Raw genomic sequence first — 17822 nt, 5'->3', positions numbered from 1 at the left:
CGAGCATCATACTATTTTCGTTCATGGCAATGTTTATGCAGCATAAATAAAGTAAAAATAAAACAAATGTGGGTGAATAGATGACATTCGTATTGATCGATGAACTACCAAAAGAAATTCAAGCAGAGTTAAGAAACAACAAAGATTTAAAATATGTAGACATTTGGTGGTTAAATTACACAAATGAAGAAGGAGAAGAGTATTCTGAAATTTATTTGAGTGATGAAAATACAGGAGAAACATTGCTTCAAGGGGGAACGTGGGGTTGGACAGATAATCTTGAAGATGCATTGGAGGAACTAAAAGGATGATCGCATACCGAGAAATGATTGAAGATGAACGCCGTTACATGTTCAAAAAGTATGGTCACTATTGTAATCATGCAAGATCACAAGGATATGAACCAGTTACATTTACTAAATTTAAAGAATCAAGAAAATATTTTGACGAAGGAATAAAAAAGTTAACTAATGTTCTACGTGGAGGAGGGCTGAAGTGAACCTAATTGAAATCCAAAAGTTTATGAAAATTGTACAGAACCATTCGCCAAATGTCTTCATTAATTCAAATTTTGAATTGATCGTTGAACCTAAAAATAATATCTACTTCCTTCTAGAAGACGTTGAGACAGACATCGATATTAAACGGAAAGTGTTGGCTTGGTTATCAAGACCCGCATGTAAGGGTGTAAGTGAGTATTGGCAAAAACGAATTAGAGCAATTATAAATGAATATTTGGGAACAGACTTTACTTTAGAAGATATGCACGAGATATATACATATTTGGGGAACGATTGTAACAGAAAGAAGACATTAAAATTTATTGAATCTGGATATGACTTAGCATTGTTGAAGAATAGGAAGGAGGATTGAATATGAACAGATATCTTCGGTACATATTGATATTTGTATTAGTGTTATCCTTAATAATGAATATAGTTTTATATAATAAATATAATAATAAAAAAGAAAGTTATACGCACCTAAAGATAATGTATAATGAATTATTCGATTCTATTATTTCTAAATGAAATGCGTGTTTCATGTGGTTAATCAAGTGAGTAAAATGAAGTAAATAAAAGAACGAGGGAGATTTTGAAATGGATGAGCAAATGATTAATAAAATAATATTAAGTGGAATCATTGATAAAGAAGAAGGCCACGGCATCATCATCAACGGAATAAATTTAGGGGAATACATAGCAAACAAATTAACAGATATTGAATTTCCAGATTATGATGGCGATTATCACCGAAAAGCTATTGGCGGCGATGGGATATTTAAACACTTTTCATCTCCTCTGGCTTTTGTTCAAATTTACTTGAACGAAAAAGAATTTACACCCGATGAGGCAATTAACTATCACATTTTAAGTTCAATGGGAGAAATAGATGTTCAGGTAGATTGGATTGGATATTCGGAATTGACGATTTCTTACTTTAGTACCGAAAACTTAATCATTGGCGGACATAATATTGAGAACATGTTGGCTCAGTACATTGGAAAGTATGTGCTTATTTCTGTAGAGATTAAGGAGATGATTTAATGTTCAGCAATGAGATTATCGTAAAAGGAAACTTTGTATCAGGAACAATCAAAAAGAATGATGGTAATAAGGATTCATCGAATCATCCATACATATTGCATAGTGGATTGAATTTTGGTGGTCGTGGAGGAACAACTTGGACTGCTGATAAGTTGAGGAAGATTTCTAAAGAGATATTGGATGTGGCAACTGAAATTGAAAAGCAGAATAGTCCTAATGAAATACAAGCCACAGTATATTTAGATGACATAGGAACTTGGAGGTTCAATTACAACAATGAAGCAAAGCCTCTTATTCGAAGCACCAGTAAGAGTCTAGAGGAAGTAATTCCATTGTTGATCAAAGAAGGTTGGAAATACAGATGGACTCACACAAATGGCGAAGAACATTATTTTTATAAGGAGACCAAATAATGAATCAAGATGAATTCGATAAGAAATGCAAAGAACCAGTTGATTTATCAATGGCCAGATCAGCACTAACCAGACTTATAAATAGAACAGCAGTAATTCGAATTCCCATGAATCCAAATGATGATGATGTATTAATTTATAGATTAATGAATGAAGTTAAGAAGCATAGAGAGAATGTAAAATCTACGAAGGGAGAAGTGTATGTGGTCCAGGGGAGAAGTGGAATTGTGTTTTCTGCAACTTCAAATTACGAGGAAGCTTTGAAGGTTATGAATAGTTTGAATGAGATCGAAAGCGACAGGGCTAGAATGGGACATTGGGAAAATAACAAACTTGTCTTGCAGGAATAATAAATAATTCTATAAGAAATACATATTTTACGAAGAAATGAGGAGTGTTTATGGATACAAAAATAATCAACAGTGAGATTAATAAGATAATCGGAAGCAATGATTTCAAAGAAATGATAGCAAGTGTTTCTCATAAGTTGTTTAGTCCAATTGATGGAAACCTATTTTCAGAGGATGACGACTTGAGACTCATTATGACAAGAATCCGAGATTCATTCGTCGCAGGACTTAACTATGAATCATGTAAGTGGATGCTAAAGATAAAAGCTGATTAAATGAACATTTTAAGAAAATATGAGAGGGGAAATTATTAATGCCTAGAGAAGTCTATAAATGTGAAAATTGCGATAAAGAATTTGATACACCATTTGATTGTGCTGATCACGAAGTAGAATGCCTGGATAAAGACGCAATTGTGAAAATTGAATTTGAAAAGACACTAACGAAATTAAAAGAAAAATATGGGCTTGTAATAATTACTAGAAAGGCGGAAGTTTGGGTCGATGATGATATTAGTGGTATCGTAGAGTTTGTAGATGTTAATCTTAGTGGTTTACTTCCCAATGGTATTACAGTGCGCTTTGAAGAAGAGTATTGGAAATTTGATGATTTTATATATTCGTCTTATCAACGTTTAGAAGAGGAAGCAATTTTACCATATTTAAATACTAAATATGAAGGTAAAGTTTGGGGAAATAATGGCTATGAGTGTGATTATATGATTGATGATTTAGAAATATCAGAAATTTGTCGCAGACTTCACGGCAAGAAGGTAAGAATTGAAGTAATAGAATAACCAGGGAGAGATAATATAAATGAAAATAATCAAATTGATTAAAGGTAAATATTATAATTTAACAGAAGGACTCTCTAATCTTATTAAATGGCTTCCAGTAATATGGAATGACCGCGACTTTGACCAAGCATATCTTTATCGGATTTTACATAAAAAGCTTTCATTCATGGAAAAATTTTTCCGAAGTGAACGTACATATTCGGCTAATGCACCTGAAGTAGCAGAAGAGATAATGGAGGCAAAAGAACTTCTGTATAACATAATAGATGGTTCTCGTGTTAAAAAAGTCGATTTTAAATTTGATGAGTTTATCAGTTTTAATAATGATAAACTGAATTTTAATACAGACAATGAAAACTATAAAATCTGGAGCGAAGGAATGGATAGAGCAGAACAGCAAGAAGCAGAAGATATGAAACGAGCTTTTGAAATTATTTCTGAAAAATCTCAAGGATGGTGGGACTGATTTTTAACCATATTGATACCTTTAATTTTGAAGATTTAGATGGAAAGACTCTAAAGATCGTTGTCAACAAACTTGAAGATGTAACTTTAGTATATGGATACGACGAACAAAATAAAGAGATATATGTAATTAGCGAATCAATTACCAGATAGAAAGAAGTGAACTACATAAAAGTCTCAGGAATTAATGTTGATTTAAAGAATAGAGAAAAATGGGTTGCTATAATTGGCTCACGTAATGCTTCAACCGAAGAATATAAAACAGCCTTTAATTTCTCATACAATTTGGCCTCTCAGGGATACAAGATTGTATCAGGACTAGCAAAAAATATCGATACAGCAGCACACAAAGGAGCAATTGAAGCAAGGGGGCAGACAATAGCTATTGTTAATACACCTATTGAGCAAGACATCTATCCTTGGCAAAACAAAGCCCTAGCAGAACAAATCAGACAATTTGGATGCATTATACATCCATTCGCCAGTAAGGCCATAGAAAGCAACGAGAAGGGATTAAGTCAGTTCTCTAGGCGCTTAATTGAACGAGATAGATTATTGGCAAGGCTATGTCCCAAAATTGTTACAGTAAAGAACGAAGGAGTCATTGACGGTGGAACAAGATATGGCATGACTTATGGAAAATTATACGGTCAAGATGTTTATCGATATGACAATCAATTAACACTACATAAAGATCCAGAAGTAAAAGAGGGCAAGATATGGTGGGATATGGAGTTAGATATTGAAGGATTGGTCGAAGAGTATTTTAATATTGAGGAGGATAATTAATGAACGTGTATTATCGATATGAGGTAGACAAAAGATTGTTAAAAGATGAATATTCGATTTTCGATACCACAGAAAGCAGATACTTGGCCGAAGGACTAAAAAAAGATGATGCAGAATTAATTGCTGAAGCATTAAACAGGCAATCAGAGAGTTGATAAAATTGGGCTTTTATAAAGGAGGAGATTTAGCAATGTCAGAAGACTATGAATCTAAAAATTACATTTTACTTTATGTCACTATCTATAATCTTTACGAAGAAGATAAGCATGAGTTTGAAGCTGCGTTCCTCACTATGGAGGAAATGTTAAAGTACCAGGACGAACATATTGAGAAAATTTCTAAGTCACCAGCTTATGACTCCGATTATCGTTGGCGCGAAAATGTCAGTGAAAAGGAAATTCAACAAATTTTAACCGTAGAACAATATTGTATGTTGCATCAGGGCTTAAACGATGCAATCAACGAATATGTTCGTAAAATTCATTATTAATGATATGAAAAACTCATAAAAACATTAAATTGTAAACAGAAAACCAGATAAAAGTATCGTTTTAAGAAAAATATAAGATATTGCTAATCAAACAATTACATATTCGATCCAAGTTAAAAAATTCCTCTTGCATAAAGAACGTGTGTTCGGTGTATAATACTGATACAAACACATGTTCTTAACAAGGGGTTTTTGTACATGTCGAAAAAACAAAGAACAGTAATGCTGATTGATATGCAAAGTTTTTATGCCAGTGTAGAGAAAGCAAAGCATCCAGAATACAAAAACAAACCTCTAGTAGTAGCAGGTGATCCAGCAAGGCGTTCAGGTATTATTCTGGCTGCATGTCCTTTGGCTAAACAGAAAGGTGTAAAAACGGCTGAAGCATTATGGGAAGCGTTGCAGAAGTGTCCTGATTTGATTGTAATAAGACCTCATATGCAGGAATACATCGATGTATCGATGCAAATTGTTGAAATCATTGAATCGTTCACTGATTTAGTTGAACCGTACAGTATAGATGAAATGTTCTGTGAGTTTACAGGATCAATGCACCTTTTTGCAAATAATCCAATACATCTAGCTAAACATATCCAGACCAAGATACTCAGTGAAACAGGAATATATGCTCGGGCAGGAATTGGAGAGAACAAAATAATCAGTAAGCTTTGCTGCGACATGATTGCAAAGAAAATTTCTGGTGGAATATTCGACTTGAAAAAAGAGGAGTTAGATAAACACATATGGCATAATCCTGTAAGGGAGATGTGGGGTATTGGTTCCAGAATGGAGAAACATCTTTGGAAGATGGGTATTTTAACAATTGGAGATCTTGCAAAAACTCCACTCAGCACACTTCGCAACAAATGGGGAGTTAATGGAGAAGTTATTTGGCGTACAGCTAATGGAATAGATAATTCACCTGTGTCCGTGGACACTCACAGAATGCAAAAGGATATAGGCAACGGAATGACCCTTCCCAGAGATTATAGAACAGGCAGCGAAATTGAAGTAGTCCTTTTAGACTTATGCTCTGAAGTATGCAGAAGAGCAAGAAAGAAAGGGTTAATGGGAAGCGTAATTACTGTAAGCATATCTGGTGCAGACTTTGATTACAAAACAGGCTTTAGCAGACAAATAAAAGTTGTTGATCCAACAAATATAACCTTGGATGTATATGAAACAGCAAAAAGACTGTTTTACGATTATTGGGACAGACAGCCTGTAAGAAGGGTTGGCGTTTCGTTATCGGATTTAGTTAAGGACGATATTTATCAATTAACTCTATTCGACAATAAAGAACGTCAACGTGCAATAGACAAGGTGATGGATAATATTAAAGATCGATTTGGTGAGGTATCCATTCTTAGAGCAAGTTCATTAACGGACGCCGGTCAGGCCGTTGACAGAGCGGAAAAAATTGGAGGGCATTATAAATGACTAAGAAACTTCAAGGAAATGGTATATGGGAATCAAGCAGAATGATGCTGCCTCAACATAAGGAAAGGGTCAATGAACATCGATTAGATTTGGGTGAGAAAACAAAACCGATTTTACATAATGATGAAAAAGAAATTATTGCCCAAAATATCCTAACATCTTTACATGAAGGAGAAAAAATTTCAATTGAGATATTTGGGATTTATGAAAATAGACGGATAAGTGGAACGGTCGTAGCTGTTAGTGAATTATCAAGTAAACTTCGGATCGAAATTGAAAATGGATATGAGTGGATTGACTTTGATGAAATTGTATCATCTCATTTGATTGGTTCAGGGAGCGACTATATGTGAAGAGTCGAATACAAATACCGAACGAAGAAGAATTAACGCTTATTAAGAAGTATCTTATATATCCGTATTTATTAGATGCATTCCAAGATAATATTCAGAAGACAAATAACTCACACTTAAGATTTGGTGAGCTATTTGTCTTACAATTGGAATCGTTGACGGATAAGATTAGTCAGGAACTATTCGAGATACGCAAAGAGCTGAGATACAGGGGTATAAAAGTGTTTGAACCAGTAAGGAATAAAAAAGAAATAACGGCCGATTATTTATGTCGGGGATATAAAGGTAGAATAACGATGCTTATGACTAGAGTGAAGGCTGAATTAGAAATTAAAATTGCTGAATTTATGAGCGTTGATATAGAGAAAATTAAAAGAGAATAGGACAGAATGAGTTTATAAAGTAAAAATAAATAACTTGAATATACTATTAATTTGGTGTATTATTAAGTTATAGCAAGGAAAGTGCTACGGTATTGAAGAATACATATTAATAAGGAGCGATGTATGATGGAGCCATATGAATTAGCAGAAGGTGAGCGTTACACGGACAATAAAAGTGTGCGAATGATTCAGTCAATTGACGTATCAAAAGATGTCATTAAATACATTGAAAACCCTAGAGGAGGACATGTCTTAGGTATATGCGGTATTGAGGATTTCTGTAATTGGGCAAAGAGCTGCTATACACTCGAAAACGAGTTATGGGAAATCAGTACGAAATAATACTTTCATAAGGAGTGGATGAAATGGCGAGCCATCTTTATGAGTTTAAAGATGCTTATGCATTATTTGTAGGGAATTATGGAGAAGGTTATTACTTATTCGATAAATCATCAAACACGTTTATCGACTACATAGAAAGAGACCCTTCATCAAATTGCTTTATTCAGAAGTCGGTCAATGCTGAAATTATCAAATGCTTCAATAAAATAAGATCGTTCTTCATTTATGACTCAGAACGAGACAAACTCAATATATATAAGCAGTTTTCCGAAAAGGGATACACCGAAGTTTTCAAAATATAAAAAATCGTTGGTATATTAATGAAACAATTCTTTTACTGAGAGAAGGAATGCTGAAGTGAAAAAGAAGATCTTCATTTGCATAATTGCATTGGTAACGGTATTGATCTTTTTTCAAGTGCCAAACAATCTCAGATATAAAATTGAAAAGAAATTTGGGGAACCAAATACATTTTTTTATAGCGTTGGATTGGGCATTATCAAGCAAGGAGAAGGAGGGGCATATGACGAGGAATTTGAATTGGATGACCAGAACAATATATCTATAGATACTAGCATGTACTCAGATAAAACAAGGGAATTTTACATATATGGCAAGTACGTGAATAGTTCCGATCCGTTGGTTATTGTAGTTAATGATAAAGTGATTTACAATAAAAAACCTCAAAACGATATGGCCAACTTTTACTCACATATATACATCAAAAGGCATTTTGTTGTTAACCTTACTAAGTCCATCTCACAAGGCAATAATAAAGTGATTTTATCTACGGGGAAAGTCACGAAGAATTATATTATCAATAGTAAATGAAATTAGCCTTTTATGAGAAAAACGAAAGGAGAAATAAATGGATAAAGTGATTATTGGGCCAGCAAGCTATAACCCATTTGGTGAAGTAGTTACATACTATTTATTTGAATGTCCTGATTATATAGAAGAAGAAGTATGGGGTAATGTTTTAAGTGAAAAAGAAAAGGAAGTAGTTAACCAGTTTCACTTTACTTGGGCTTGTAAATTACAAGAAGTTTGTCAAAATCATAGTGTGGAAATATTATCTGTATAGTCACATGCTAAAGGAGGAAAAGTGTATGTCACTTAAGCAATACATAAATGAAGTTTATGACAGAGAAGATATTTCAAGAAAAGAAAAAGATAACTTGGCACTTGATAGAGTATATCAGGAAAAACCTGATGTTTTTATCATATATGGCGATGACGCTGCTGTGTTTCAATGGTCAGTACAAGTTGAAGGAACAGAGTTTTGGGTAAATTCATTTTCGACGAGAGAGGAAGCAATTGAGTTCTGTGAAGAGGAAAGATTCAATGTAACTGGAATTCACGGAGATGGTAAACAATGAACAAAGAACATAATTATGATGAAGTTGAAATGGTATGTACTTTGAAAATGGATAGACAACTTACAGAAGATGAAAAAGAAATTCTGAGAATAGCTTATGGAGTGGGATTTGGATCTGGTATAGATGCAGCAATTCATAAATTTGAAGAGAATGGATGGGGCTAATCTATACCACAACCAATTTTTTCAAAGATCGGAGATTGCCTATGAGTCCAGAAACAACAACAGATCTTCTAAATAAACTATTGACAATAGCTTTCCCTGTATCTCTTGTGACTGCATTATTTGCCAATTTAATCAATAAGGTATCAAATGATAAAAATCAATCTCTAAAGTATATAACAGAAGAGAGAGCGAAGTGGAGAGAATTCGTTAAAATCAGCGCCTCAAAAATATATTCTGGTGAGTACAATGAAAAAGAAACTGAAAAATACACTATTACGCATTTGATCTTGAGTTTAAATCCTCTCCAATATACATCGGATAACAATCTCGATAATAGAATTAGAGAGTTGCTAGGGATGATAGAAAGAGGAAATAGAAAGCAAGAGGTTTTGGAAGAGTTTCGTTATTGTGTCGGAACTCTGCTAAAATATGACTGGGAAAGATCTAAAAATGAGGCTAAGCCTTGGATAAAACGCGAGTTAGATGATACATTGAAAAGGAGATTTTTACATAAATATTATCTGGAGAATGATGAGAGAAAAATAAAGAAATAAAATCCAGATAAAAACAATCTTTTATGAGGAGATGAGAATAATCAAATGAACACGATTGAAATGATTGGTTCGATGAATAATAGAATAATTGCGAAATCAAAAGATGGAAGGTTGGTCACAAAAGATAGCGCTGGAAACTTCATTTATTGTGATACAGAAGGTAGAATTAATATCTCTTTGGGATATGAAGGTTGGGTTTGCCTCACTGATACCTTCATGAATCAACAATGGGAACTTGTAAAAGTAGGCGAGGTTAAATGAATGTTGATGAATGGTTGTCATTTAGTTTTGAATCGTTTATTAACCTGGGATATTTAATTATTTCTAATGGTAGCGATGAACTGAGTTCTAGATTCGAAAAGCATCTCGAAGAGCTACACATTGGTTTCTATGTAGAACACGACTTTGATTATATTACCTTTCATAAAGAAATGTGAAATTCATTAAGAAATGAAAAAAGGAGTTTAGACTATGACTCATACCTATATTACAACAGTAAATGGATACCGAATTAATCACTGGAGTTTGGGAGAAAAATATTATATTGAACATAACGGCGAATGGTTGGTTGAAAATGCTTCGCTCGATAGTATTATCGAATTTGCAGAAAGCCAACCATCAGCAAAATTTGATGAGGCTGCATACGAACATTATTTAACGTTGTGTTCAATCAATAATATTGTACCACTAACATTCAAAGACGCAAAAGGTTTGGTTGATGGATTTATTCCAGGCGAATTTTCAAAGTTGAATAAAATATGATTTCATGAAATGGGGTACAAGGATGGACAGAGAACAATTATATGAGGAAATATTAAATTACATAGAACCACTCAAATGTTCTTATGACGAATATAGTTTCAAACAGTTTGTAGTAGACAAACAGGGAAACCAGTATCGTCTTGGAGGAGAATTTGGCAGTGGATTTAAATTGCATCGAAACAATTACGATGATCTACTGTGGTTTGCCCAATATCCTGAAGACACAACCTCTAAAAGCTTGAAGTGGATTAAAGAACATAATGACTTATTAAAAATGATTAATGAGGAGAGAAGCCGTGTCAAATAAAAAACTACGAATTGTACACTATCCGCAAATCGGAGCAAAACCATTTGAAGTAGAAGCAGGCAATTTACAAGAGGCTAGACTGCTCTATAACACGCTTGCAGATTATGACCTGTTCCACTATGAGAATCGAATCAAACCTGACTATGCCAATACTACAGTCGTTGAGGAATGGTCTGAGGAAGATAAGGAGTGGGTTGGCTGGTCAGATGATAAAACGGGAATTGATGATATCAATGAATACTTTGAATTTATAAAAGAAGAGGAGAGATAATTATGATGGTATTGCCTACATTAGATGATAAAGAAATTGATGCAATTAAATTGGGATTGCCAAGCTACAACATTTTAAAATTTGTGACTACTGGTGTTATCAGACATCCCAAAACAAGCGATCTAATTATTTTAAAATGGAGAATGCCTTGGCCTGAAACGGAGAAATTAACAGAGAATTATTTTGTTGAATTAAATGATCGAAGAACTTGGGATGCAGACTGGTCAGACCTGATCGGCAAGAATATTATCATTAGTCCAACGATTTTACATACAGATGCACGTAAGGTCTATAACAGAATGAAATAGAAAATAATAATCAAAATAACCGCATAGAATAAGGGTTTCTTGATACATAAATCATGATAAAAGTGGCATTTCATATAGAGATGAGTGAGCAGTATGAAACGAAAAGCACACGAATTAACCGAACATCCAAAGTATATTGTTGTCCATACCGAGGATCGGTATTTGACCAAGCAAGCTGCAAGAGTCATTTCTAAAAAATTGTTGAGAAAAATTGCTGCTGAAAAGTGCTTTGCCCACAAGGAGGGTCAGTGCAATGGTTGCTTTACTGATGCACAAGAGTTGGAGTATACATGTCTATTTGCCTGGAAGATGACGGTTGGAAGAGGACAAAAACTTTATTGAAGAAGGAGAATGATTTATGAGTTTAGCCGACGGTACTGCTTGGGAAAAAGAACATGGATGGAATACCAATGTTCCTAAAAAAGACTATGAAACAGTAGAGGAATTCATTGAATGGATAAATAAGTCTGATATCAATGTTGTTACAAAACTGCTAGAAAGATATGGATTTGACTTCGAATAAAACAAATACTTTATCATCAAATCATGGGGTAGAAGATGAAAAAGACATGGAAACTGATTAATCCTAAAGACGGAGAGTCGGCTTCAATAATATACAATCCTAATACTCAACTGTATTCTACACAGTTTTATCCTGGTAAGAATTACTTATCTGCAACAGGAATGAGCATCGCTTATCACGACAACTTTAGATCGTTAAGAGGAGCAAAAATTTCTATGACTAAGTACTTGGGTTTTAAAACTAAGTGGAAGGAGGAAAGTTGATAAATCATACATTTCATGAAGAAAGGATGAGATAGTGTGCTATATAAACACAAATATAATGAGGCAATTTATTTTTATTGTTATAAAACAAATGACGGGAAACATGCGCTTGGAGCAAATCGAGACTTTGCAGATTATATTATTACAGATGAAGAGTTATCGGAGTTATTCGTTAAGATCAAATAAAATTTTCTTTCATTAAAAATATTTAGGGAGTTGCATATAATGGTAAATTACAAAATATACTACGGTCTTGGCGGCGGTTTTGGTGGAGCAAAGTATGGTTCGACAGAAGACTTTGATTCACAAGACGAAGCAATGGATTATGCCTATGAACGTGCCGTAGAAGAGTATGAAAAATGCGCTGGCTTATATGGCTTGAGAACGTACAAAGAAGTAATAGAAGAACTTAAAAACCTAGACGAGGAATTGGATGAAGACGATGTTGAACAAGCATACAACCAAGAGATGGAAAGATGGCTATCGTATAAAGTAGAAAAAATTTAGTATTATTAAGGGAGGAAATTAAAAGTGAAGAAAATTATTATTACAAAAAGTGAATCTTGGAATTGGTACAATGTTAATGAAGAGTACTATATTAAAGACGCTCATAAATACAGAGATATTGGTGTCCAAGTAATTGTTGAGAAAAATGGTGAGTGTCCAGATGTGGTTTCTCATGGTCATTACGAATATATTTAATATTTATGAATCATAACCATGTTTGAATTAAAAACTTATGAAATTTTCCTTTCATTAAGAAATGGAAGTGAAGACAATGAGAAAAAAGGCGCACGAATTAGCAACTGACCCAAAATATATTATTGTTCATACAGAAGATAGATACTTAAGAGGGCCAACCGCAAGAGTATTGTCTAAGAAACAACTTAGAAAGATTGTATCTAAAGGTTGTGAATACTATAAGTCTGGAGAGTGTAAGGCTTGCTTTACAGATGCACAGGAACTAGAGGTTGGATGTCTCCATGCGTGGAAGTTAACAACTGGAAAGGGGCAGAAACTATATTAGAATGGAGATGATTGGTTGAAATCGTCAGAGTTTGAGGCTAGAAAAAGCAACTTGAGGAATTATTTTTTCTCTGATAAATTTCAAGAGAATGAATATGGTGAAAGAGTTTATTATAAAGGAAAAAGAAACTTAAAAGAACTTGGCTATATTCTCGATTTAGCGTTTGGTGATGTATATGAACCAATTAAAAGTGATTACATAAAGAATTATGAAGATAAGATAATTGGCGGCTATATTATAGCAAGAATGTTTGTTGATGCTGATTTCAATGGGTTTAATCAGGGTACTGCTGGAGCCGATGTGTTTGTAAAATACAATCTTACTGAAAATTCTTTTTACATGGATCAATCACAAACACTTGAATGGCTTGAGAGGTCGTGAAATTTTCTTCTGCGATGAAGACATGGAGTGAATATGAAGAAAACTATTGCAGAGCATATGTATGACATTTTAATTGAAAATGGTCGAAATTCAGTTTGGTATGGAGATTTGGATGAAATTCACGAATGTGCTAATCGTGCAGGAATGTATGATAAGCATGGAGATCATCATCCGTTAAAAATCAATAATCGTGTATTATCAGCGCTTGATAAAAGTGATTTGTTTACTAAGGGCTATATCAAACACATTGGAAGACCAGCACGGCATTATACTATAAAACATTTTGAAGCCATGAAGAAATGAGGAATTGGTCATTGGGATAGAAAGAGTAGTCCAGCAAAGAAAAGGAAAATTCGTTAGAGTAAATTATGAATGTATCTTAAAGCAGAATGGGAAAATCATTAATGATGGATACCGTGACTATATGAGTCTGAAGAAAGCGGCGGAAGGAATAAGTAAAACTACCAGATTAAATGTCTCTCAAAAAGATATAGTGCTGAACAGAGTTTTTATAAATGAATTTGAGTCTGTAATCATTAAAGAAGAAATCATATATATTGGATAAAATCTTTCTTTTACGTAGAAATGGAGGAACAAGAATGAATAAAACCTATGTGAAAATATTTGAGGAAATAGAGTATTATCAGATTTTATATGCTGGAGACGATCAACAAATTGCTAAAGGTATCACGATACATGATGTAAATCCAGAAGAGTATATAGGCAGTGAAGACTCATCTCATATACTGCAAATATGGGAAGGCGGAAAACTAAAAGAAGTAATACATACTGATAGTGATGGTAATGATATAGATGACGAAACAGACTGAGCGAAATCTTTCTCCAACAGGATTATTTTACCTCATGCTGTATTAAACAAGATAAGGTATTATGATGTTAAGAGGTAAAATAAACCAACATCGGGACTGGAGAGATTTCAATCATGAGCAATAAGACAACTAAGATTCAACTAACTACATATAATCAATTTGGTGAGTTTCATTTTTACGTCAGTAGGGAAGAAGTACAAACGTATCTAGACGATAGAATGATTAACATTGACATAGATGATTTTTTGGATGAATGTACATCCAATGATACTAGAAAATTATTCGATTGGATCAAGGAAAGCTCGAAACTTAAATCGCTGGAATAGTTGAATTGGAGGCAAGTAGATGTTTGAAGAGGATGAACGATTAGTAGGTGAACAGATAACAATCATAACTTATGATGGATCAGACCCAATCGAACGTGTTAAGGATTGGATTAAGGAGAATATGCCAATTTATGACCCAGAATCCAATGAACGATTAGAGATAACTATAAGAATTAAAGTGAGAAAATAAGATGAAAGTTTACTTTCACAGAGTATAGGAGAATCACAATATGAATTTTAACCAATGGGCAACAGAGAATGTTAATTTAATTGGTGTTTTCAATATTACCCTTACTATTCTGTTGACCGCACTTAACGTGTGGTTTGCTCGAAATTCACAAAAGTATAGCGCTGAATCGCTGAAGCATAATGAAAAAATTCGTCAAGAAAATAACACGCCCAATGTTATTGGTTACTTTGATTCTAACGATCTTCAATTTGTTTCATTTAAATTAACTAACAGAGGTGAGAATGCTGCGAAAAACATCAAAATCAATTTAACAACAAAGAATGGAGGCTGGCTTCCTAAAGATTTAAAAAATGCACATATGCTAAACGAAGGTGTCGCATTTTTAGCTCCAGGTCAAACCATAAACGCTTTGGCGGGTAGTTTTATAGAAGTTATGGATGAAGAAAGAAACTTTCCTTCTTTCGATATTCAAATCGATTATCAGGATATAGATTCAATTAGTTATTCTAGATCATATGTGCTGGATCTGAATATGTATAAAGGGAATTTTTCAATTAAAGAGAAAGGTTTGCACGATCTAAATAAGGACATAGATAAAATAGAACAGCATATTCGGAAAGCGGTTCGCATCTATGAAACACAAGACAGAAGAGAGAGGGAGCAAATAAAAAATAGAACAAGAAAAATCAGAAGTTAAAGTGATTTAAAGATCTTCATCAAAGCTTGATTTGATCAGAAAGTTGGTGATTGGTTGGATTGCGCACATAAACATATTGCCGCTTATTTTCCGGCAGGGAACGAATTAGAGAGTGGAGGAATTGAAAAAGATCTTGTGATTAAATGCCTGGATTGTCCCGAAGAGTTATTTAGAAGATCTGTTTATCGTAAGCAAGTATTTAATTTATTGCCAGACCGATTTGAGGTATGAAGTATGGCATACGCATATAGCGAAGGAGTGATTAAACTATGAAAGAAGAAATCAAACTCAATGATTGCCCCGAAAGTCTCCAGCAGTCTGTTAATTCGTATTTGAACAGCACCCCTAATGCGGAGCTTCTGGCTGCGCAGAAGTATGTGCAAACGCCGTACAAGGATAAGACTATCATTGACACAACTTACAAGGTGTTTACTCTTAACGGAAATTATTTTAAGGTATTTTGTCTCTCCACTTGCTCGAAAGAAGAATGGAATGACAGCTATGTATCAGTCAATGGAATGTTAGCTGGCGAAATTGATGAAATTGTTTCTTTAAGCCCTGTCTGGTTCCAAAATTAGTTGCACAGTACGAAGAAGTGGTGCAATACATGTTTCGTAGCTTGTTAATGCAAGAAAACCTTATAAACACTGGACTTTTTGATTACTAAAAGCGCATGAAAGCCCGATTTTATGAAGAAAGTAGAGGTTGAGTATGGGAGTTTGGGGCGAGATGTTATATCGAGTCAGCACAAAAACATTAAAGATGAGAGCACTTGAGTTAAAAGATGAGATTAAAGTGAAGCCAAAAAGGAAAGACAAAAGAGAATTAAGAGAAATTCTTGATGAGATTGAATATCAAGAAGGAAGATTGCAATATGCTAACAGACCATATAGTTTTCCATCGGCAAGGTTGCTACTACCAAACAAGAAGAAAGTGGATCATGATTTAAATTGTAGTTGTGGCTGCTGGATTCAAGTTTATAATTCAATAAAGTAAAAATAAATATATACATAAATAATAATTAATGATATTATAAAGGAGAAGATAAATGAACTTCCAATTTGAAAAGAATAAACTGTACAATTACTTGGGGCAACATTTAGTCAATGTATTTAAGGAATATAGGGTATTTATAGCTGGGGGATTAATTACTAGTCTATTCAATAATAAAGAAATTAAAGATGTTGATGTTTATTTTCGTAGCGAAAAACTGCTCAATGAATTTATTGAAGAAGTATATGAGGATGGGAATGACTGGATCAATGCTCTGACCACAAAAGCGCTCCTTGTAAGAATCGATGATAAAGAAGTACAAATGATTCATTTCAGATATTTTGAGAATGCGGAAGAGATATTTGACAGTTTTGATTATACGGTATGCATGGGTGCATTCGACTTTTTCTCAGAGGAGTTCGTTTTACACGAAGACTTCCTAAAACATAATTCACAACGGATTCTCAAGTTCAACAAAAACACTGCATACCCAGTCGTTTCTTTGCTTAGAGTACATAAATATAAAGAAAAAGGATACACAATTTCCAAGCCGGAATTTTTGCGGATTGCACTAAAGTGCATGGGCATGAAGATCGAGACAATTGAGCATTTAAAAGAGCATTTGGGTGGAATGTATGGAATCAACTACGATAAATTAATCAAACTGAAAGAAGGTGAAGAATTCTCTCTTGATTTAATCATTGATAAGATAGCTGATCTTTCAATAAATGATGATTATTTCAAGGAACCAGAAAAAGTTAAATTTAATGATGTTGAAGAGATTATCGAATACATAAGCAAGGAACCAACTAAAGTAGTAACAATTAATGACTATACATATAGAATAAAAAAAGATGGGACTCTAAAGCAAATTGATAACACGCCAAAGAATAAAGTTGGATACAACGGAGAGGAGTTTATCGCGAATCGGAAATTCTACAAGTTCGTTGAAAAAAGGGGAGATAAATATTTTAGTTTCTGGGACAAGGAATTTGAATACAAGATAGATCAGAAGGCCACTCCCAAGAGAGATGACTACCTGTATTTCAATGAGAAGTTAGAAATTTCAAGTTCCAGTTATTCAAATAGCAGAAATGCTGTGTTAATTGAAGCAACAATTCCATACACAGATTTTTACATTAAGAATTCAGATAAAGTTCTGGCAAAAAGTTGCATTGTGACAAGAGAAGTGCCTAAAGCGGAATATGAAAAGTGGGAGAATGAAGAATTAGAAGACTACAAATGTCCATTTGAGTTGGAATAAAAGTTCAGTTTCATGTTGAAGGGAGGATAAAGAGTGGAACATAACTGTGATGAAAATATTTGGTTTGATTATCAAAATAAGAAATGGTATTTAAGAGTAGAGGGAAATTCGTGGGATTATAGTAATGATAGTTTTGAATATACCGATATCGAACTGAATTACTGTCATGTTTGTGGTATTGATTTAAATAATAAAAATACATAGGAGATGATTAA

At 33.8% G+C, this 17822-nt stretch carries 39 protein-coding genes; all 39 read left to right on the top strand.

The window, feature by feature from the left end; all coding sequences use genetic code 11:
- Window positions 1-80 precede the first annotated feature (80 nt).
- The 39 genes from KP014_RS20560 (at window position 81) to KP014_RS20370 (ending at window position 17811) form a co-directional block, all read left to right on the top strand.
- The gene (locus tag KP014_RS20560) at window positions 81-311 is read left to right on the top strand and encodes a hypothetical protein (RefSeq protein ID WP_036588206.1); all 231 of its coding nucleotides are present in this window, start codon (window positions 81-83) and stop codon (window positions 309-311) included.
- Window positions 312-325: 14 nt separating this feature from the next.
- Complete coding sequence (locus tag KP014_RS20555; protein WP_216700402.1) at window positions 326-499, top strand: hypothetical protein; 174 nt, start codon at window positions 326-328, stop codon at window positions 497-499.
- Window positions 496-873: a hypothetical protein gene (locus tag KP014_RS20550; protein ID WP_036588200.1), complete on the top strand. Its 378-nt coding sequence runs from the start codon at window positions 496-498 to the stop codon at window positions 871-873. The genes KP014_RS20555 and KP014_RS20550 overlap by 4 nt, the downstream gene beginning before the upstream one ends.
- 227 nt (window positions 874-1100) lie before the next feature.
- Window positions 1101-1547: a hypothetical protein gene (locus tag KP014_RS20545; RefSeq protein ID WP_036588196.1), complete on the top strand. Its 447-nt coding sequence runs from the start codon at window positions 1101-1103 to the stop codon at window positions 1545-1547.
- A complete protein-coding gene (locus tag KP014_RS20540; protein WP_036588194.1) occupies window positions 1547-1960 on the top strand; it encodes a hypothetical protein in 414 nt (137 codons plus the stop codon). The genes KP014_RS20545 and KP014_RS20540 overlap by 1 nt, the downstream gene beginning before the upstream one ends.
- A complete protein-coding gene (locus KP014_RS20535; protein ID WP_036588191.1) occupies window positions 1960-2310 on the top strand; it encodes a hypothetical protein in 351 nt (116 codons plus the stop codon). Before KP014_RS20540 ends, KP014_RS20535 begins: the two co-directional genes overlap by 1 nt.
- A gap of 313 nt (window positions 2311-2623) precedes the next feature.
- Window positions 2624-3106, top strand: coding sequence for a hypothetical protein (locus KP014_RS20530; protein ID WP_036588188.1), 483 nt, complete (start codon window positions 2624-2626; stop codon window positions 3104-3106).
- Between the two features lie 19 nt (window positions 3107-3125).
- The gene (locus KP014_RS20525) at window positions 3126-3572 is read left to right on the top strand and encodes a hypothetical protein (protein WP_036588185.1); all 447 of its coding nucleotides are present in this window, start codon (window positions 3126-3128) and stop codon (window positions 3570-3572) included.
- A 158-nt stretch (window positions 3573-3730) separates the two neighbouring features.
- Complete coding sequence (locus tag KP014_RS20520; RefSeq protein ID WP_051499296.1) at window positions 3731-4360, top strand: DNA-processing protein DprA; 630 nt, start codon at window positions 3731-3733, stop codon at window positions 4358-4360.
- The gene (locus tag KP014_RS20515; protein ID WP_175491754.1) at window positions 4360-4515 is read left to right on the top strand and encodes a hypothetical protein; all 156 of its coding nucleotides are present in this window, start codon (window positions 4360-4362) and stop codon (window positions 4513-4515) included. Before KP014_RS20520 ends, KP014_RS20515 begins: the two co-directional genes overlap by 1 nt.
- A gap of 35 nt (window positions 4516-4550) precedes the next feature.
- Window positions 4551-4850: a hypothetical protein gene (locus tag KP014_RS20510; RefSeq protein ID WP_036588184.1), complete on the top strand. Its 300-nt coding sequence runs from the start codon at window positions 4551-4553 to the stop codon at window positions 4848-4850.
- 198 nt (window positions 4851-5048) lie between these two features.
- Window positions 5049-6290, top strand: a complete 1242-nt coding sequence (locus KP014_RS20505) for a DNA polymerase IV (protein WP_036588182.1) — start codon at window positions 5049-5051, stop codon at window positions 6288-6290.
- Window positions 6287-6643: a YolD-like family protein gene (locus KP014_RS20500; protein WP_036588179.1), complete on the top strand. Its 357-nt coding sequence runs from the start codon at window positions 6287-6289 to the stop codon at window positions 6641-6643. Before KP014_RS20505 ends, KP014_RS20500 begins: the two co-directional genes overlap by 4 nt.
- The gene (locus KP014_RS20495; protein WP_036588176.1) at window positions 6640-7026 is read left to right on the top strand and encodes a YhjD family protein; all 387 of its coding nucleotides are present in this window, start codon (window positions 6640-6642) and stop codon (window positions 7024-7026) included. Before KP014_RS20500 ends, KP014_RS20495 begins: the two co-directional genes overlap by 4 nt.
- Before the next feature lie 123 nt (window positions 7027-7149).
- Entirely contained in the window at window positions 7150-7368 is a 219-nt protein-coding gene (locus KP014_RS20490; protein ID WP_036588174.1) for a hypothetical protein, read from the top strand.
- Between the two features lie 357 nt (window positions 7369-7725).
- Window positions 7726-8199: a hypothetical protein gene (locus KP014_RS20485; protein WP_036588171.1), complete on the top strand. Its 474-nt coding sequence runs from the start codon at window positions 7726-7728 to the stop codon at window positions 8197-8199.
- A gap of 37 nt (window positions 8200-8236) precedes the next feature.
- Window positions 8237-8452, top strand: coding sequence for a hypothetical protein (locus tag KP014_RS20480; RefSeq protein WP_036588169.1), 216 nt, complete (start codon window positions 8237-8239; stop codon window positions 8450-8452).
- A gap of 25 nt (window positions 8453-8477) precedes the next feature.
- Complete coding sequence (locus KP014_RS20475) at window positions 8478-8747, top strand: hypothetical protein (protein WP_036588166.1); 270 nt, start codon at window positions 8478-8480, stop codon at window positions 8745-8747.
- On the top strand, window positions 8744-8911 hold the full coding sequence (locus KP014_RS20470) for a hypothetical protein (protein ID WP_175491753.1): 168 nt from the start codon (window positions 8744-8746) through the stop codon (window positions 8909-8911). Before KP014_RS20475 ends, KP014_RS20470 begins: the two co-directional genes overlap by 4 nt.
- A gap of 41 nt (window positions 8912-8952) precedes the next feature.
- On the top strand, window positions 8953-9465 hold the full coding sequence (locus tag KP014_RS20465; protein ID WP_036588582.1) for a hypothetical protein: 513 nt from the start codon (window positions 8953-8955) through the stop codon (window positions 9463-9465).
- 45 nt (window positions 9466-9510) lie between these two features.
- Complete coding sequence (locus KP014_RS20460; RefSeq protein ID WP_036588163.1) at window positions 9511-9726, top strand: hypothetical protein; 216 nt, start codon at window positions 9511-9513, stop codon at window positions 9724-9726.
- 210 nt (window positions 9727-9936) lie between these two features.
- Complete coding sequence (locus tag KP014_RS20455) at window positions 9937-10227, top strand: hypothetical protein (protein ID WP_036588158.1); 291 nt, start codon at window positions 9937-9939, stop codon at window positions 10225-10227.
- A gap of 22 nt (window positions 10228-10249) precedes the next feature.
- Window positions 10250-10534: a hypothetical protein gene (locus KP014_RS20450; RefSeq protein ID WP_036588157.1), complete on the top strand. Its 285-nt coding sequence runs from the start codon at window positions 10250-10252 to the stop codon at window positions 10532-10534.
- Window positions 10524-10805, top strand: coding sequence for a hypothetical protein (locus KP014_RS20445; RefSeq protein WP_051499294.1), 282 nt, complete (start codon window positions 10524-10526; stop codon window positions 10803-10805). Before KP014_RS20450 ends, KP014_RS20445 begins: the two co-directional genes overlap by 11 nt.
- Before the next feature lie 2 nt (window positions 10806-10807).
- Window positions 10808-11113 (top strand): hypothetical protein, encoded by a 306-nt coding sequence (locus KP014_RS20440; protein ID WP_036588153.1) that lies wholly within the window; start codon window positions 10808-10810, stop codon window positions 11111-11113.
- A 93-nt stretch (window positions 11114-11206) separates the two neighbouring features.
- Complete coding sequence (locus KP014_RS20435) at window positions 11207-11455, top strand: hypothetical protein (protein WP_036588151.1); 249 nt, start codon at window positions 11207-11209, stop codon at window positions 11453-11455.
- A gap of 16 nt (window positions 11456-11471) precedes the next feature.
- Entirely contained in the window at window positions 11472-11636 is a 165-nt protein-coding gene (locus KP014_RS20430; RefSeq protein WP_175491752.1) for a hypothetical protein, read from the top strand.
- A gap of 488 nt (window positions 11637-12124) precedes the next feature.
- Window positions 12125-12406 carry a hypothetical protein gene (locus KP014_RS20425; protein ID WP_036588147.1) on the top strand — a complete coding sequence of 94 codons (282 nt, stop codon included), beginning with the start codon at window positions 12125-12127 and terminating at the stop codon, window positions 12404-12406.
- Window positions 12407-12430: 24 nt separating this feature from the next.
- Window positions 12431-12601, top strand: a complete 171-nt coding sequence (locus KP014_RS20420) for a hypothetical protein (RefSeq protein WP_175491751.1) — start codon at window positions 12431-12433, stop codon at window positions 12599-12601.
- Window positions 12602-12662: 61 nt separating this feature from the next.
- Window positions 12663-12926 (top strand): hypothetical protein, encoded by a 264-nt coding sequence (locus KP014_RS20415; protein WP_246590561.1) that lies wholly within the window; start codon window positions 12663-12665, stop codon window positions 12924-12926.
- 15 nt (window positions 12927-12941) lie between these two features.
- Window positions 12942-13307, top strand: a complete 366-nt coding sequence (locus KP014_RS20410) for a hypothetical protein (protein ID WP_036588141.1) — start codon at window positions 12942-12944, stop codon at window positions 13305-13307.
- A gap of 33 nt (window positions 13308-13340) precedes the next feature.
- The gene (locus tag KP014_RS20405; RefSeq protein ID WP_036588138.1) at window positions 13341-13610 is read left to right on the top strand and encodes a hypothetical protein; all 270 of its coding nucleotides are present in this window, start codon (window positions 13341-13343) and stop codon (window positions 13608-13610) included.
- Window positions 13611-13906: 296 nt separating this feature from the next.
- Window positions 13907-14137 carry a hypothetical protein gene (locus KP014_RS20400; RefSeq protein ID WP_036588133.1) on the top strand — a complete coding sequence of 77 codons (231 nt, stop codon included), beginning with the start codon at window positions 13907-13909 and terminating at the stop codon, window positions 14135-14137.
- Window positions 14138-14482: 345 nt separating this feature from the next.
- Window positions 14483-14653 (top strand): hypothetical protein, encoded by a 171-nt coding sequence (locus KP014_RS20395; protein WP_175491750.1) that lies wholly within the window; start codon window positions 14483-14485, stop codon window positions 14651-14653.
- A gap of 40 nt (window positions 14654-14693) precedes the next feature.
- Window positions 14694-15350: a COG1361 family protein gene (locus KP014_RS20390; protein ID WP_036588131.1), complete on the top strand. Its 657-nt coding sequence runs from the start codon at window positions 14694-14696 to the stop codon at window positions 15348-15350.
- Between the two features lie 269 nt (window positions 15351-15619).
- Window positions 15620-15928, top strand: a complete 309-nt coding sequence (locus KP014_RS20385; RefSeq protein ID WP_036588130.1) for a hypothetical protein — start codon at window positions 15620-15622, stop codon at window positions 15926-15928.
- Window positions 15929-16055: 127 nt separating this feature from the next.
- Window positions 16056-16346 carry a hypothetical protein gene (locus KP014_RS20380; RefSeq protein ID WP_139210539.1) on the top strand — a complete coding sequence of 97 codons (291 nt, stop codon included), beginning with the start codon at window positions 16056-16058 and terminating at the stop codon, window positions 16344-16346.
- Window positions 16347-16398: 52 nt separating this feature from the next.
- Window positions 16399-17607, top strand: a complete 1209-nt coding sequence (locus KP014_RS20375) for a Gabija anti-defense Gad2 family protein (protein WP_036588127.1) — start codon at window positions 16399-16401, stop codon at window positions 17605-17607.
- 33 nt (window positions 17608-17640) lie between these two features.
- A complete protein-coding gene (locus KP014_RS20370; protein ID WP_175491749.1) occupies window positions 17641-17811 on the top strand; it encodes a hypothetical protein in 171 nt (56 codons plus the stop codon).
- Window positions 17812-17822: the final 11 nt, after the last annotated feature.

The organism is Paenibacillus sophorae, assembly GCF_018966525.1.
In the GTDB taxonomy this organism is placed as follows: Bacteria; Bacillota; Bacilli; order Paenibacillales; family Paenibacillaceae; genus Paenibacillus_AQ; species Paenibacillus_AQ sophorae.
Note: the sequence above shows the minus strand (reverse complement) of the source record. Positions and strands in the feature narration are given on the sequence as shown.